This is a genomic window from Neobacillus sp. Fa239 (assembly GCF_055395235.1).
Genome location: NZ_AP041611.1, coordinates 5,001 through 18,966, shown reverse-complemented (window position 1 = coordinate 18,966; position 13,966 = coordinate 5,001). Strand labels below are relative to the sequence as shown.

At 41.0% G+C, this 13,966-nt stretch carries 16 protein-coding genes and 2 tRNA genes (1 of these 18 running past the window's edge); 4 read left to right on the top strand and 14 right to left on the bottom strand.

All coding sequences use genetic code 11. The features are described from left to right. The first annotated feature begins 69 nt into the window (after positions 1-69). A complete protein-coding gene (locus tag ACZ5XR_RS00105) occupies positions 70-294 on the top strand; it encodes a tyrosine-type recombinase/integrase (RefSeq protein WP_464499719.1) in 225 nt (74 codons plus the stop codon). Between the two features lie 75 nt (positions 295-369). On the opposite strand, the gene groL is transcribed toward ACZ5XR_RS00105, so the two are convergent. Together groL and groES are read right to left on the bottom strand one after the other, a co-directional pair. Continuing rightward, positions 370-2,007, bottom strand: a complete 1,638-nt coding sequence (groL, locus tag ACZ5XR_RS00100) for a chaperonin GroEL (protein ID WP_464499718.1) — start codon at positions 2,005-2,007, stop codon at positions 370-372. Between the two features lie 46 nt (positions 2,008-2,053). After that, a complete protein-coding gene (groES, locus tag ACZ5XR_RS00095) occupies positions 2,054-2,341 on the bottom strand; it encodes a co-chaperone GroES (RefSeq protein WP_464499717.1) in 288 nt (95 codons plus the stop codon). 263 nt (positions 2,342-2,604) lie between these two features. Between groES and ACZ5XR_RS00090 the strand changes: the two genes are divergently transcribed. Continuing rightward, the gene (locus tag ACZ5XR_RS00090) at positions 2,605-3,327 is read left to right on the top strand and encodes a lysostaphin resistance A-like protein (protein ID WP_464499716.1); all 723 of its coding nucleotides are present in this window, start codon (positions 2,605-2,607) and stop codon (positions 3,325-3,327) included. Next, on the top strand, positions 3,324-3,524 hold the full coding sequence (locus tag ACZ5XR_RS00085; RefSeq protein WP_464499715.1) for a YdiK family protein: 201 nt from the start codon (positions 3,324-3,326) through the stop codon (positions 3,522-3,524). Before ACZ5XR_RS00090 ends, ACZ5XR_RS00085 begins: the two co-directional genes overlap by 4 nt. 116 nt (positions 3,525-3,640) lie before the next feature. On the opposite strand, the gene ACZ5XR_RS00080 is transcribed toward ACZ5XR_RS00085, so the two are convergent. The 6 genes from ACZ5XR_RS00080 to moaC all read right to left on the bottom strand — a co-directional run bounded on the left by ACZ5XR_RS00080 (position 3,641) and on the right by moaC (position 8,538). Next, positions 3,641-5,149, bottom strand: a complete 1,509-nt coding sequence (locus tag ACZ5XR_RS00080; protein WP_464499714.1) for an MDR family MFS transporter — start codon at positions 5,147-5,149, stop codon at positions 3,641-3,643. Positions 5,150-5,160: 11 nt separating this feature from the next. Continuing rightward, a complete protein-coding gene (locus ACZ5XR_RS00075; protein WP_464499713.1) occupies positions 5,161-5,868 on the bottom strand; it encodes a cytoplasmic protein in 708 nt (235 codons plus the stop codon). Positions 5,869-5,882: 14 nt separating this feature from the next. Further along, positions 5,883-6,605 (bottom strand): cytoplasmic protein, encoded by a 723-nt coding sequence (locus ACZ5XR_RS00070; protein WP_464499712.1) that lies wholly within the window; start codon positions 6,603-6,605, stop codon positions 5,883-5,885. 12 nt (positions 6,606-6,617) lie between these two features. Then, on the bottom strand, positions 6,618-7,241 hold the full coding sequence (locus ACZ5XR_RS00065; protein ID WP_464499711.1) for a YhbD family protein: 624 nt from the start codon (positions 7,239-7,241) through the stop codon (positions 6,618-6,620). Positions 7,242-7,360: 119 nt separating this feature from the next. Beyond that, positions 7,361-8,017 carry a redox-sensing transcriptional repressor Rex gene (locus tag ACZ5XR_RS00060; protein ID WP_464499710.1) on the bottom strand — a complete coding sequence of 219 codons (657 nt, stop codon included), beginning with the start codon at positions 8,015-8,017 and terminating at the stop codon, positions 7,361-7,363. 35 nt (positions 8,018-8,052) lie between these two features. Further along, complete coding sequence (gene moaC, locus ACZ5XR_RS00055) at positions 8,053-8,538, bottom strand: cyclic pyranopterin monophosphate synthase MoaC (protein ID WP_464499709.1); 486 nt, start codon at positions 8,536-8,538, stop codon at positions 8,053-8,055. A gap of 172 nt (positions 8,539-8,710) precedes the next feature. Here moaC and ACZ5XR_RS00050 point away from each other — a divergent pair, with 172 nt between their 5' ends. Then, a complete protein-coding gene (locus tag ACZ5XR_RS00050) occupies positions 8,711-10,618 on the top strand; it encodes an ABC-F family ATP-binding cassette domain-containing protein (RefSeq protein ID WP_464499708.1) in 1,908 nt (635 codons plus the stop codon). Between the two features lie 321 nt (positions 10,619-10,939). Here the strand turns inward: ACZ5XR_RS00050 and tsaD are convergent, their stop codons facing one another. The 6 genes from tsaD to ACZ5XR_RS00020 form a co-directional block, all read right to left on the bottom strand. Further along, on the bottom strand, positions 10,940-11,962 hold the full coding sequence (tsaD, locus tag ACZ5XR_RS00045) for a tRNA (adenosine(37)-N6)-threonylcarbamoyltransferase complex transferase subunit TsaD (protein WP_464499707.1): 1,023 nt from the start codon (positions 11,960-11,962) through the stop codon (positions 10,940-10,942). Next, positions 11,959-12,408, bottom strand: a complete 450-nt coding sequence (gene rimI / locus ACZ5XR_RS00040) for a ribosomal protein S18-alanine N-acetyltransferase (RefSeq protein ID WP_464502181.1) — start codon at positions 12,406-12,408, stop codon at positions 11,959-11,961. Before rimI ends, tsaD begins: the two co-directional genes overlap by 4 nt. A gap of 11 nt (positions 12,409-12,419) precedes the next feature. Next, a complete protein-coding gene (tsaB, locus tag ACZ5XR_RS00035) occupies positions 12,420-13,127 on the bottom strand; it encodes a tRNA (adenosine(37)-N6)-threonylcarbamoyltransferase complex dimerization subunit type 1 TsaB (protein ID WP_464499706.1) in 708 nt (235 codons plus the stop codon). Next, positions 13,124-13,579: a tRNA (adenosine(37)-N6)-threonylcarbamoyltransferase complex ATPase subunit type 1 TsaE gene (tsaE, locus tag ACZ5XR_RS00030; RefSeq protein WP_464499705.1), complete on the bottom strand. Its 456-nt coding sequence runs from the start codon at positions 13,577-13,579 to the stop codon at positions 13,124-13,126. Before tsaE ends, tsaB begins: the two co-directional genes overlap by 4 nt. 275 nt (positions 13,580-13,854) lie before the next feature. Further along, a tRNA-Asp gene (locus tag ACZ5XR_RS00025) sits at positions 13,855-13,928 on the bottom strand. Positions 13,929-13,931: 3 nt separating this feature from the next. After that, positions 13,932-13,966: transfer RNA gene (locus ACZ5XR_RS00020), tRNA-Met, on the bottom strand (it continues 39 nt past the right edge of the window).

The window sequence follows — 13,966 nt, the reverse complement described above, 5'->3', positions numbered from 1 at the left end:
TGATTTATTTTTGTCTAGAAAGAGAAACAACCTGGCTACCCAATTTTCATTAGAACTGTGGAAAACAAAATGGCGCGCCATGAAGCTGGCCGGCTTAAGTCCAGAGCTCACGCCTCACTCTTTCGTCAGACACATACATCGTTGTTAGCAGAAGCAACGGTGGGATTGGAAGAGATTATGGACCGCTTAGGCCACTGTGATGACGAGACAACAAAAAACGTCTATCTGCACGTAACGAAAGAAATGAAAAAAGAGGCTTCCCACAAGTTTGCGCAACTCATGAGAAACCTCTAATTTTAGGAGAGAAATGTTAGAATTCCACTCCCCTTTTACATAAAACCCTCATAGATCAAGGGGTTTGGGCGATGATTACATCATGCCGCCCATTCCACCCATGCCGCCCATTCCGCCCATGTCAGGCATTCCAGCACCAGCAGGTTCTGGCTTATCAGCTACAACTGCTTCAGTTGTTAAGAACATAGCCGCAACAGAGGCTGCGTTTTGAAGTGCAGAACGAGTAACCTTCGTTGGGTCAACGATACCAGCTTGGATCATGTTTACCCATTCGCCAGTTGCCGCGTTGAAGCCTGTGCCGATTTCTTCACGCTTTAAGCGGTCAACGATTACAGATCCTTCAAGACCTGCATTGTGAGCAATTGTGCGCACAGGCTCTTCCATCGCACGTAATACGATGTTGATACCAGTTGCTACGTCGCCTTCAGCTTGGATTTCAGCTACTTTGCTGAATACGTTTAGAAGGGCTACACCACCACCGGATACAATACCTTCTTCAACAGCAGCACGAGTTGAGTTCAAAGCGTCTTCAATGCGAAGCTTGCGCTCTTTAAGTTCAGTTTCAGTTGCTGCACCCACTTTAATTACAGCTACTCCGCCAGCTAATTTAGCTAGACGCTCTTGTAATTTTTCACGGTCAAATTCAGAAGTTGTTTCTTCTAATTGAACACGGATTTGGTTAACGCGGGCAGAGATTGCTTCTGTATCTCCGGCACCTTCAACGATTGTTGTGTTTTCTTTTGTTACAACCACTTTAGAAGCGCGTCCTAAAGAGGTGATTGTAGCAGATTTAAGGTCACGTCCAAGTTCTTCCGTGATCACTTCACCGCCAGTTAAGGCAGCGATATCTTCAAGCATCGCTTTACGACGGTCGCCGAAGCCAGGAGCTTTAACTGCAACGGCATTGAAAGTTCCGCGAAGCTTATTCACAACTAATGTAGATAATGCTTCCCCTTCGATGTCCTCAGCAACAAGTAATAATGGCTTACCTTGTTGTACTACTTGCTCAAGAACCGGTAAGATTTCTTGAATGCTGGAAATCTTTTTGTCAGTGATTAAAATATATGGATTTTCTAAAACAGCTTCCATTTTGTCAGTATTGGTAACCATGTATGCAGAAACATATCCACGGTCAAATTGCATACCTTCAACAACATCCAATTCCGTTGTGAAGCCTTTAGATTCTTCAATTGTGATAACGCCGTCGTTGCCTACGCGCTCCATTGCTTCCGCAATCAATTGGCCAACTTCTTCGTCAGCTGCAGAAATAGCCGCAACCTGTGCAATCGAAGCTTTGTTTTCGATTGGTTTAGAGATAGCTTTTAATTCTTCAACAGCCGCAGCAACTGCTTTTTCGATTCCTTTGCGGATACCCATTGGGTTCGCACCAGCTGTCACGTTCTTTAAGCCTTCGCGAATCATCGCTTGAGCAAGAACAGTAGCTGTAGTGGTACCGTCACCGGCAACATCGTTAGTTTTGCTTGCCACTTCAGCAACAAGCTTCGCACCCATGTTTTCGAAAGCGTCTTCTAATTCGATTTCTTTTGCAATGGTTACACCGTCATTTGTGATTAATGGAGAACCGAATTTTTTCTCAAGAACCACGTTACGTCCTTTTGGTCCAAGAGTCACTTTAACTGCATTTGCAAGTGCATCTACTCCGCGAAGCATTGCGCGGCGTGCGTCTTCACTAAACATAATCTCTTTAGCCATTGTTTAAAAACCTCCTCATATTTTCTAAACCTTGTATTTTTTAAAATTACTCGCCTACTACAGCAAGGATATCGTTTTCACGTAAAATTAAATATTCTGTACCTTGGTATTTTACTTCAGTACCAGCATACTTTGAGAAGATAATGCGATTGCCTACAGATACTTCAAGTGCTACGCGTTCTCCATTTTCAAGCACACGACCAGTACCAACGGCAACAACTTTTCCTTCCTGAGGCTTTTCTTTAGCTGAGTCCGGTAAAACGATACCGCTTGCAGTTTTTTCTTCTGATTCAACAAGCTCAATGACAATGCGATCACCTAATGGTCTTAACAAATCAAACAACCTCCTCAAAAATTTATGTAATTTTGACTTTATTAGCACTCTCTCGTATTGAGTGCTAACACAATTATTATAATAATGAATCTCAAAATCTTTTGCAAGCAGGAAGCATAATATTTTTGTGATTTTTTCAACCTTACAAGTATGTGAATAACAGTAAGTTCTATACATTGTTTTTGAAAAAACCGCTCGAAATTGTAACTCCAGCGGTTTTAAGAGTAAAATAAAAGTTAGTTTAAATTAAAGGAGATAAAAATTTGAAACGAGAATATTGGATGATCTTAATTATTTATATTGGGATGCAGTTTTCGAGCCTTGCTGGTGTTCCTTTATTGGTGGTTATTTTTAAATCAATGGGGGTCGCACAAAAGCTGGCTATTCCCATTTGGCTGATTATCAGTTTTTCCCTTGCCCTTATTCTTGTTCTATTTGTACTAAGGAAGGAAATGAGAAACCATAGCTTCAACGAAAGGGGTTCTTCTTTTGGGGAAGCGGTTCTTTGGGGCTTTTTGGGGATTTTTTTATCATTCTTTGCGCAAATCGTTGCTTCAAACATCGAACGTCTTCTTGGAGTGAATATGAGTTCACAAAATACAAAAAATATATTGGATATCATTAATTCCTTTCCATTAGCTATTTTAGTAAGTTCGATTTTTGGGCCGATTTTAGAAGAAATTGTCTTTCGGAAAATTATCTTTGGCGGCCTGTATAAACGTTTTAATTTCTTTATTTCAGCACTTATCAGTTCCGTCATCTTTGCTTTGGCGCATATGGAGCCCCATCATGTTCTTCTGTATTCTGCCATGGGCTTTACCTTCGCCTTTCTTTATGTAAGAACAAAGCGGATTATAGTCCCTATTTTTGCCCATGTGGCGATGAATACGCTGGTGGTCATCATCCAATCTGCTTATAAGGATGAAATTGAAAAAGTCATTCGCCACGCAGGGTTGATTCAACATTTTATCGGAGGCTTTCTATGAGACGTTCACCCTTGTTTTCCGGCATCATTTATTTTTTGCTCGGCAGCTTGTTTACCTACTTTGCGATTAACGATGTAAACAGTGGCGGCTGGGGCTATTTCAGCTTCCTGCTCGTTCTTCTTGCCACCTTTGACTTTGGTTCCGGACTGAAGCTGATTTTCTTTCATTTGAAATATAAGGATCAAATAAAAAAATGAAAAAAGGGTCTGACCCCCTCCGTTCAACAATCAATATATAGCAGCTTTTAAGATAATTTTCAGCTATATATTAAGTTACGGGGTCTGACCCTTTGTGTTATGAAACAGCCTCTTTTTTAAGCCTCCACGTCCTTTTTAAAAACCATCCGTTCTTTTCCCATAATAAAGATGAGCAGAAACGCTAATCCCGCCGGAACAAGGGCCCATGCAAAGGTATGGACAATTGAGCTGGACAGGGCATCGGTAATCTTACTTAAAATTTGCGGTGGAATATGACTTCTTGCCTGCTCCTGTAAAAGTGCCCGAGAATCACCAAATCCTCCCTTTGGCATCGGCCCCATCCCACTAAAGACATCCTCCAACTTCCCTTTAAAGCTATTCCGTTGGATCGTACCAAAGATCGTGATGCCAATAGTCATCCCCAATGACCGAATAAAGTTGCTGGTTGATGTGGCAGAACCTCTCTGCTCCATTCCAAATGGATGGATGGCGGCCATACTTAAAACGGAAAACGAGAAGCCGACACCAAAGCCGATAATAATCATGTAAAGCGTCAATATCCATCGACTCGTATCAGGTGTTAAGGTGCTTAACAGGATGATTCCAGCCATCATAATCACGCCCGATAAAATCATGATATTACGGTAGCTCATTTTCGTTGTCAAAAATCCGCCGACCTGTGCCGTAACGACAGAGCCTAACATCATTGGCAACAGGATCAATCCTGAGTTTGTCGCACTTCCCCCATAAACCCCCTGCACAAATATGGGAATATAAACCGTAGCCGCCATAAAAGCCGCACCATAAAACAATCCAACCAGAGTGCTCCCTCCAAAAAGGCGGTTCTGGAACATTTTAAAAGAAATAATCGGTTCCTTCGCTTTTGTTTCAACCAATAAAAAGATGAGAGACAAAACAGCAAAGCCGGCAAACAAACTAATAATCGTACTGGAACCCCAGCTATATTTCTGTCCGCCCAGCTCTAGGGCAAACATCAAACAGACGACTGCCCCAATTAAGGTAATGGCGCCCCACCAGTCAATTGATTGCTTTTGATGAACTTTAGACTCTTGGTAGTTAAGAACAACAAAGATAAAGGACAAAACCCCTAATGGCAAGTTAATATAGAAAATCCAATGCCATGTAATATGATCGGTAATATAGGCACCTAACAGCGGACCGAAAATACTCGACAGTCCAAAAACAGCACCAAACATACCGCCCATTTTGCCGCGTTTTTCAGGCGGGAACAAATCGAACATAATTGTAAAGGCAATCGGCACAAGCGCACCGCCGCCGGCCCCCTGAATCGCCCGGTAAATACTTAATTGAGTAATCGACTGAGCCGTTCCGCACAAGGCAGAACCAGCCATGAACAAAATCAATCCCATAATAAAAAATCGTTTTCGGCCATACATATCGGACAGTTTTCCGAAAATCGGCATTCCTGCCATTTCCGCCACCATATAGGCAGATACGACCCAAACGAAATTCTCCAGCCCGCCAAGGTCGCCAACAATCGTCGGCATTGCAGTCACGACAATCGTATTATCCATCGAAGCCATCAATATCCCTAACAGCAAACCGGCAACAACAAAACCCAACTTACTTTCCTTTGCGACCATTCGATTCTCCTTTATATCTTATTTGACATTTTAATCATTGAATTGGAGTCCTGCTTCAAATCATTCTTATACTCTACTAATCCTATTTGGCATCCGGGACCAATATTCACCTTATTGCCCCTTACTGTTGCAGCCTTCGTATTTTCAAGATAAATTTCATCTCCTTCAATGACCTTGGCCGCAAGAGTTCCTTCCTCTCCTCCAAAGGGAAGGAGCGAATTTCTTTTTCTTTTAATGATAATTTTCCCGCCGCCAATTTCCTCAGCACGACTTTCCCCAAATCTTAACGAAATCTTGATTGAGTCCGCATTGAGCAATCCTTTGATTTCAAAACCGCCGCTTGAATCGAACTTTTCATATTCAACATCCCCATTCACTGTGACACTGCCTTTAATAGTGGTTTCTTCGCCAGTCAGCCGGCCTCCCACATCAAGCGTTCCAAAAATCTTGGTTTTTTTCAAAAGGGCATTGCCGCCGATGGTCATTGTACCCATGATCAGTGTTTCTTCGGCCTCCATATTTCCTTTGACCTCTGCTTCTCCAAGAATTTTGACTGACCCTGCTGTTGCATTCTCCGCAATTTCGCTTGTTCCATAAATATGAAAAGCAGAGCATTCGACATCACTGACAATAGTGCCTTCTCCTCTAATGCTGATTTTGTCGTATTGCCCGCCGGGGTATTCGCCAGACCCATTAATAATAAGATTTTTAGTCTTCATTTTGCTCCTCCCTCTTACACCTTTTTGAATTCTCCTACAATGGCTTTTTTATCAATTGAGATTTCATCAGTATATTCCACCAAGCCAATCTCACAATTTTCCCCGATCGTAACATGTTTCCCACGAACAATTTGTGCCTTTGTATTTTCGATGTCAATTTTATCCCCTTCAATTAATTCCGTTTCTAACTGTGTATTGAAGAATGGCTTGAATAATGTACCGATTAATGACCCTTTATGCTGCTTAACGGTTATCGTTTGGCCGCCAATTTCTTTAGCCCTGCAATCTCCATAAATCTGCACATCAATTAGATCCGCATTTAAAAGCCCGCCAATGGTAAAGCGATATTTTGCTTTAAACTTCTCAGCTTCGCAATCTTCTCCTACTTTTAAGATGCCGTGAATGATGACTTCTTCCCCTTTTAATTTTCCGCCAACAGTAGCATGACCGGAAACCTTTAAATGTTCCACTTGAACGTTTTGGTCGATTTTAGCCGACCCATCCACAGTCATCTTCTGACTTTCGATACTCGCATGGAACTTTGCATTACCATTGATCTTCATCTTTTCTGACTTTACATTCCCCTTGATGACCCCTGAACCATTGCAATCAAATAGGCTGCATTCAACATCACTATTGATTGTTCCTCTTCCGTTTAACGTTACATCATGGAATTGTCCGCCGTTCGAGGCCCCTATTCCATTAATAACCAGATCTCCTCTATTTTTTACTTCCATTTTCATTCTCCTTTATAGTAATTTCGATTTAATTTCTTCGATACACGCCATCAGAGAAAGCTGAGCAACCATTTTTGTTCCCCGCTCTAAATGGAAACCCTCTGCGTTTAGCAATAAAAGACAAGAAGAGACACCCAGCTTTCTCGTAATCACCAATTCTCCGCTTTTTTGCTTAAGCTCCTGACGATGATCAATGAGCAGCTGCAGCAGCATGGTCCCCTCATCCAAATTGATTTCCCCTGATTGTAGAAGCTTTTCTAGAACAAATAATTCAAGCATTCTTGAAAAATTGAAATTCAAACTGCCTTTTTCCTGCTCTAAATAAAAATTGGCGACTGTTGTCGAAACAATGTTACGTTTTATTAATTCATCCTTCGATAAATTTAAGTCGGTTACGCTTGGGGAAAACATGTTTGCCAGCTCATCCAAGGATAAGTTTTCTTTCATCGTTTGAATTTTATTAATTCGATCTAACATCTTTTCTTTTGGAAAAAAAGTTTCTTGGCCGGTAAAGGTCGATTTCCGAACAAACCACTCCTCAGGGATTAGATCCTTTCGTTTCCATCTATATAACTGTCCATATGATATTCCGGCCAAATCTAATAATTCCTTTTTCGATATTAACTCCTCGCTCATATTGATAACCCCTTTCATAAAATCAATGTAACATAACACTGTTACGTTGTAAAGACAGGAATAAAATCCCTTAATCAATAAAAAAAGCCTTTCTACTTTTCGTAGAAAGGCCTCTTTCTTTACAATTCATCCATTTCTATTGTCGGATAATGCTTTAAAAAATAAACGAGCGATTGCAGCTCCACTGCCAAGTCAATGTGATGAACTCTAATGGATGATGGGACATTTAACCTTGCAGGAGTAAAATTCAAGATCGCTTTGACATTGGCTTTGACAAGCTTATCGGTAATCATTTGGGCCACTGGAGCAGGAACGGTCAGAATCGCCACTTGAATCTGTTCTTTCATGATTTGCTCTTCTAAATCATCCATGTGGTAGACTGGCACATCCCCAATCGTTGTGCCCATTTTATTTGGGTCGACATCAAAGGCGCACTGAATCTTCGTATTATTATTTTTTAAAAAATTATAATTTAAAAATGCTGTACCAAGATTACCTACACCAATTAACGCTACCTTTGTTAATTCATCTTGATCGAGTGTTTTCCGAAAAAAGGTTAACAGGTAGTTGACATTATACCCGTACCCTTTTTTTCCTAAAGCCCCGAAATACGAAAAATCCCTGCGAATCGTTGCCGAGTCTACTTTCACTGCCTCGCTTAATTCCGCTGATGAAACTCTTTGTTTCCCGGAAGCACTCAGATTTTGTAAAAATCGATAATATAATGGAAGTCGTTTTGCTGTCGCCTGTGGAATTTTCATTGTATCATTCGTCATGTTCTCCTACACCCCCATGAATGGATTTGTATCCTTTAATTCCTTTTAAAATCACCATGTTTACCGCCCGTTTTCTCTACTAGATAAGTCGGGCCGATCACCATGCCTTTATCCACTGCTTTACACATATCATAAACGGTTAACGCACATACAGTCGCAGCTGATAGCGCTTCCATTTCCACACCGGTACTGCCCTTTGTTTTCACAACAGCCTCAATGTTTAACTTATACAGCTCCTCTTGGTCCCTGCTCCAAGAGAATGAGACATTAATACCTGTCAAAGGAATGGGATGGCACATCGGAATCAAATCCCATGTTTTTTTCGCGGCCATAACGGCTGCTACCTGAGCAACGGCTAAAACATCGCCTTTTTTCATTTGATTATTCGTAATTCTATCATAAATTTCTTTATTGACAGTGATGCTTGAATGGGCCAATGCTGTACGTGCCGTTTCCGGCTTATCACTTACATCAACCATTTTCGCCCTGCCCTCTTCATTAAAATGAGTAAATTCAGCCATAAAAAAAATCCTCCTATCAAATCATACACTATTTTTTCGTTCATGTGTGTGAAACTTTGAGCGAATTAAGACAAATTTACAGTAATTTCTTATTCCCTAGTCGAATTATCGCACTTATTGCCGATATAAGGGGAATAAGGTACACTATTTTTAAGTAATAGAGGTGAATAGAATGATTTTATTACAGGTTAATCAACTAGCAAAATATTATGGCGCTGACCTTATTTTATCGAATATAAAACTTGAATTACAAACCCGGGACCGCGTTGCCCTTGTAGGAAGGAACGGTGCCGGAAAATCCACCCTTTTGAAAATGATTGCCGGATTCATATCGCACGACAGCGGTGAGATCATCAAGCCGAAAGATGTAACAATCGGCTATCTGGCCCAAAATACCGGATTAGAATCGAATTTGTCGATTTGGGATGAAATGTTGACCGTGTTTGAAGACCTTAGAGCGATGGAAAAATCGCTTCGGAGGCTTGAAGAACAAATGGCGGACCCGGAAATTAGCAGCTACGATAGAATATTAAAGGAATATGACCAGCTCCAAGTAAAATTCAAAGAACAGGGAGGATATCAATATGAAGCTGATATCCGCTCTGTCTTACATGGATTAAATTTTTCGAACAGCTCGCTCATGATATCCAGTTTAAGCGGTGGTCAAAAAACCCGTCTGGCCTTAGGAAAGCTTCTGTTAACAAAGCCTGATATCCTAATTTTAGACGAACCGACAAACCATCTTGATATCGACACCTTAACTTGGCTTGAGCAATATCTGCAAGGTTATGATGGAGCAATTTTAATTGTTTCCCATGACCGCTATTTTTTAGATAAAGTGGTGACGCAGGTTTACGAGGTTTCCCGCAGACAAATTCAAAAATTCATTGGAAACTATAGTTCCTACCTGGATCAAAAAGCAGTCAATTACGAACGGGATATGAAGCTATATGAAAAGCAGCAGCAAGAGGTTGCGAGTCTGCAAGACTTTATCGCCCGGAACCTTGCCCGTGCTTCAACGACGAAACGTGCTCAAAGCCGCCGGAAAAAGCTTGAAAAAATGGAACTGATGGACCGTCCCCTAGGCGACGAAAAGTCCGCCTCCTTCTCGTTTGAGATTGAGAAACAAAGCGGTAATGATGTCCTGATGGTTGATTCACTCGCTGTCGGATATAACGGCGAAATCGTTTCGGAGGAAATTTCATTTCGGGCATTTAAAGGTGAAAGCATTGCTCTTGTGGGGCCCAATGGGATTGGGAAATCGACATTATTAAAAACGATTATTAAAAAGCTTCCGGAACTTGGTGGTACCGTCCGATATGGGACAAATCTGTCCATCGGTTATTATGATCAGGAGCAAGCCGAATTGACCTCCAATAAGCGTGTTTTAAATGAGCTTTGGGATGAGTACCCATTAAAATCCGAAAAGGAAATCCGAACCGTTTTAGGTAATTTTTTATTTTCCGGTGACGATGTATTAAAAATTGTATCCACCTTAAGCGGCGGTGAAAAGGCAAGGCTTGCCCTAGCCAAGCTCATGCTTGAAAAAGCCAATCTCCTCATTTTAGACGAACCGACGAACCATCTTGACCTTGATAGTAAGGAAGTTCTTGAAAATGCCTTAATCGACTACCCTGGGACTATTTTATTTGTTTCACATGACCGGTACTTTATTAACCGCATAGCTACAAAGGTACTAGAATTAAGTAAATCTGGCAGCACAGAATTTCTGGGTGACTATGATTATTATGTAGAAAAAAAGCTGGAACAGGAAGAGCTGGAAGCCTTAGCTGCACAAGCTCAATTAAAAAAAGAACGCCATTCGGAAGCTTTAGAAAAAAACTCTTATCAACAAGATAAGGAAAGCAAAAAGCTCGAGCGGCAGAGGCAGCGTAAATTAGAAGACATTGAAAAGAGAATTGAAATCTTAGAGGAACAAATTCAGGAGTGCGAACAACAATTATGCGACCCTGTAATCTTTCAGGACCACGAAAAAGTATTAACCATCAATTTAAAAAATGAAAAAGCGAAAGAAGAGCTCGAGCAATTAATGGAAGAATGGGCTGAGTTGGCGGAATAATGGAGGAAAACCGGGGAACGAACCCCGGTTTTTTTTCTGAATAATATATTGGCTTTGTTGGTTATCAACATATTGACTAGCAGCATATGAAAATTGTCATTATTCGTCGAATCATATTTAACTTTTCCACAGTCTTATTCACATATTAAATTGGTGTTTTTCAACACTTAAAAATACTTTTCCACATTATCCACAATAAAACCCTCACTTATCCACATTATCAACAGAAATCCACAGACTTATCAACAAAATTTTGACTTTAATGAAATTTTGAATAATATTTTATCCACAAAAAAAGAGACTGTCCGAAAATGGACAACCTCAATTATAGGTTTCGATATCTAATCCTGGGATGGCATTTAAGGATAAAGCCCCTCTAACGCCTTTTTCATACATAATACTTCCTGCCGCAGCAATCATGGCCGCATTGTCTGTGCATAAGGATAAAGGAGGGATGACTAACTCGATTCCTTCTTTTTCAGAAAAGGTTGTTTCCAGTGCATGTCGAAGGCCTTTATTGGCGGCAACTCCACCGGCAACCACCAGCTGTTTTACCTTATATTCTTCTGCAGCTTTCTCTGTTTTTTTCACTAGAACATCAATGACACTTTCCTGAAAGCTGGCAGCCAAATCTTCAGGAGCAATCGTTTCACCACGCTGTTCCGCATTATGGACCGTATTTATCACAGCAGATTTTAAGCCGCTAAAGCTAAAATCAAACGATCCTTCCTCTAACCAGGCCCTTGGTAAATCAATGGTCGGATTTCCTTCATGGGCAAGGCGATCAATATGCGGACCGCCTGGATAGGGCAGGTTTAAGGTCCTTGCCACCTTATCATAGGCTTCCCCCGCTGCATCATCTCTTGTTTCCCCGATTACTTCAAAATGCCCATGTTCCTTCATATAAACAAGCTCTGTATGCCCACCTGAGACAACAAGCGCTAACAAAGGAAATTTCAGCTCCTGAACTAGTCGGTTTGCATAAATATGACCGGCAATATGATGAACCGGGACAAGCGGCAAATTATGGGCAAAGGCAAGCGCCTTGGCCGCATTGACTCCAATTAAAAGAGCGCCCACGAGTCCAGGGCCTTCGGTTACAGCAATCGCATCAAGCTCAGAAAAGGATACATCAGCTTGCTTTAATGCCTCCTCAATGACAATCGTGATTTGTTCCACATGATGACGGGAAGCAATTTCCGGAACAACTCCCCCAAAACGTTTATGGCTTTCTATTTGTGAGGCTACTACATTTGCAGCAATTTCTCGTCCATTTTTAATGATGGCCACAGCTGTTTCGTCACAGCTTGTCTCAATTCCTAAAATCAACAGGTCTTTTTTCATAAATTCACCCACATGACTAACGCATCTTCCAGATTATCCGAATAATAATTTTTTCGAATTCCGCCATTTTGAAAACCAAACTTTCGATAAAGTGATTGGGCCACATAATTTGACACTCGCACTTCCAGTGTCATACTTTTAGCGCCCATCTCTCTTGCAATCATCATCAGCTTTTCTAACATGGCTGCCCCAAGCTTTCTTCCCCTATGCTCGGGTAAAATAGCTACATTGGTTACATGGGCTTCATCAATCACAATCCAAGCACCACAATAACCGATAATTTTTTTATCTTCCTCAAGGACAATATAGACAGCAAATTTATTATTATGGAGCTCATTGTAAAAGGCCTCTCGGCTCCACGGTGTTGTAAAGCAAGCATGCTCTACTTCCAAAATTTGATCGATATCCTCTTCTTGCATATAACGAAAAACAAATGAATCAACCATCATTCCAGTTCCTATCCTTTTAATATTTTTCCTTTCGATTCCAGCCATTTTGCTTCTGCTTCTGCTAAACGAATATAATTGGGAACAAAGGAGTGAATATCCCCACCTGAACGATCTTGACCCAGCAAAGCAAGTTCAGAGGGGCGAGGATTTTGTTCCGAAATGACAGCAAATACAGCTTTTACTCCTACTATTTCTTCAATGGTCGTTTGGTGAATGGACAGATCATTCCCGACAAAAAGAATCGGTTTCTCAGCATTCTTTAACTGGTTTGCCCAATCTGTTATCATGATTAATTGATCCTGTTCAACAGCCATAAGCTTTCCCTGCTTGAATTGGTATAATCCTGTATAGACTTGCCCTCTTCTGGCATCAAATAATGGAGATATCAATCCATCAAAATAGCGTCCGGTCCCAGAAGCCAATATTTCCAAGCTAGAGACTCCCACTAAAGGAATATTCAATGTCCAAGCAAGTGTTTTGGCAATGGTCACACCGATCCTGACACCTGTATAAGAACCCGGTCCTTTTGCTACAACGACTTTGGTTAAATCAGCAGGAACTCTTTCACAATCCTTCATTAATGTCTGAATGGCAGGCATGATTCGGACGGAATGATTTTTCTTCAGATTGGTAATATACTCACCAAGTATTTGATCACCTTCTAAAAGTGCGACGCCTAAAGCATAATTAGAAGTATCAATCGCTAAAATTGTCATGAAAAAATCTCCTTACATAATTGCTCATATCGCTTTCCCATCGGAACGAAAACTAGCTTCCTCTGATCTTGATTTTCGTGATACAGGAATATTGTCAGCCGTTCAGACGGGAGCTGCTCTTCAATTAAATGAGCCCATTCCACTACTGTAACTCCATCACCTTCAAAGTATTCATCAAAACCAAGGTCTTCATAAGAATCGGCAACCCGGTAAACATCCATATGATAGAGCGGCATTCTGCCGTGATATTCTTTTATAATCGTAAACGTAGGGCTGTTTACGGTTTTTTTAATCCCTAATCCCTCTGCTAAACCCTTTGTGAAGGTTGTTTTTCCTGCGCCCAAATCCCCCTCAAGAGCAATGATATCTCCCGGCAGCAAATGCTCGGCAAATTGTGCTGCAAATCGTCCGGTAGCTCCGGAATCCACTGTATGTAATTCGTACTGCTTCATTTCATCACCTTTTTATCTTCATTTTACCTTATTTATCTGCAAAAAAACCTTAGGATGTCTCCTAAGGGCGAAAAATCTGTAAATTGTTAAGAAATCAGACAAATATTAAACTTTTCAGTGTAACATTACACCGTTCCTGCTGATTTCTATCTTTTATCGGCGGATTCGAGACATTTATCGGCGGATTTTTAGCTTTTATCAGCGAATCAAAAAATAGCAACAATAATAAAAAAAATACGAAACCTGGTTTCGCATTTTTTCCAATCCTTATTTAACGGTCTGGACGGGACTCGAACCCGCGACCTCCTGCGTGACAGGCAGGCATTCTAACCAGCTGAACTACCAAACCAAATTGCGGAGGCAGGATTTGAACCTGCGACCTTCGGG

Bases quoted from the DNA above. Each gene is read 5' to 3' on its own strand.
- ACZ5XR_RS00105 (WP_464499719.1), top strand. From the start codon at position 70: ATGGCGCGCCATGAAGCTGGCCGGCTTAAGTCCAGAGCTCACGCCTCA.
- groL (WP_464499718.1), bottom strand. From the start codon at position 2,007: ATGGCTAAAGAGATTATGTTTAGTGAAGACGCACGCCGCGCAATGCTT.
- ACZ5XR_RS00085 (WP_464499715.1), top strand. From the start codon at position 3,324: ATGAGACGTTCACCCTTGTTTTCCGGCATCATTTATTTTTTGCTCGGC.
- ACZ5XR_RS00080 (WP_464499714.1), bottom strand. From the start codon at position 5,149: ATGGTCGCAAAGGAAAGTAAGTTGGGTTTTGTTGTTGCCGGTTTGCTG.
- ACZ5XR_RS00075 (WP_464499713.1), bottom strand. From the start codon at position 5,868: ATGAAGACTAAAAATCTTATTATTAATGGGTCTGGCGAATACCCCGGC.
- ACZ5XR_RS00070 (WP_464499712.1), bottom strand. From the start codon at position 6,605: ATGGAAGTAAAAAATAGAGGAGATCTGGTTATTAATGGAATAGGGGCC.
- ACZ5XR_RS00065 (WP_464499711.1), bottom strand. From the start codon at position 7,241: ATGAGCGAGGAGTTAATATCGAAAAAGGAATTATTAGATTTGGCCGGA.
- ACZ5XR_RS00060 (WP_464499710.1), bottom strand. From the start codon at position 8,017: ATGACGAATGATACAATGAAAATTCCACAGGCGACAGCAAAACGACTT.
- moaC (WP_464499709.1), bottom strand. From the start codon at position 8,538: ATGGCTGAATTTACTCATTTTAATGAAGAGGGCAGGGCGAAAATGGTT.
- ACZ5XR_RS00050 (WP_464499708.1), top strand. From the start codon at position 8,711: ATGATTTTATTACAGGTTAATCAACTAGCAAAATATTATGGCGCTGAC.
- tsaD (WP_464499707.1), bottom strand. From the start codon at position 11,962: ATGAAAAAAGACCTGTTGATTTTAGGAATTGAGACAAGCTGTGACGAA.
- rimI (WP_464502181.1), bottom strand. From the start codon at position 12,408: ATGGTTGATTCATTTGTTTTTCGTTATATGCAAGAAGAGGATATCGAT.
- tsaB (WP_464499706.1), bottom strand. From the start codon at position 13,127: ATGACAATTTTAGCGATTGATACTTCTAATTATGCTTTAGGCGTCGCA.
- tsaE (WP_464499705.1), bottom strand. From the start codon at position 13,579: ATGAAGCAGTACGAATTACATACAGTGGATTCCGGAGCTACCGGACGA.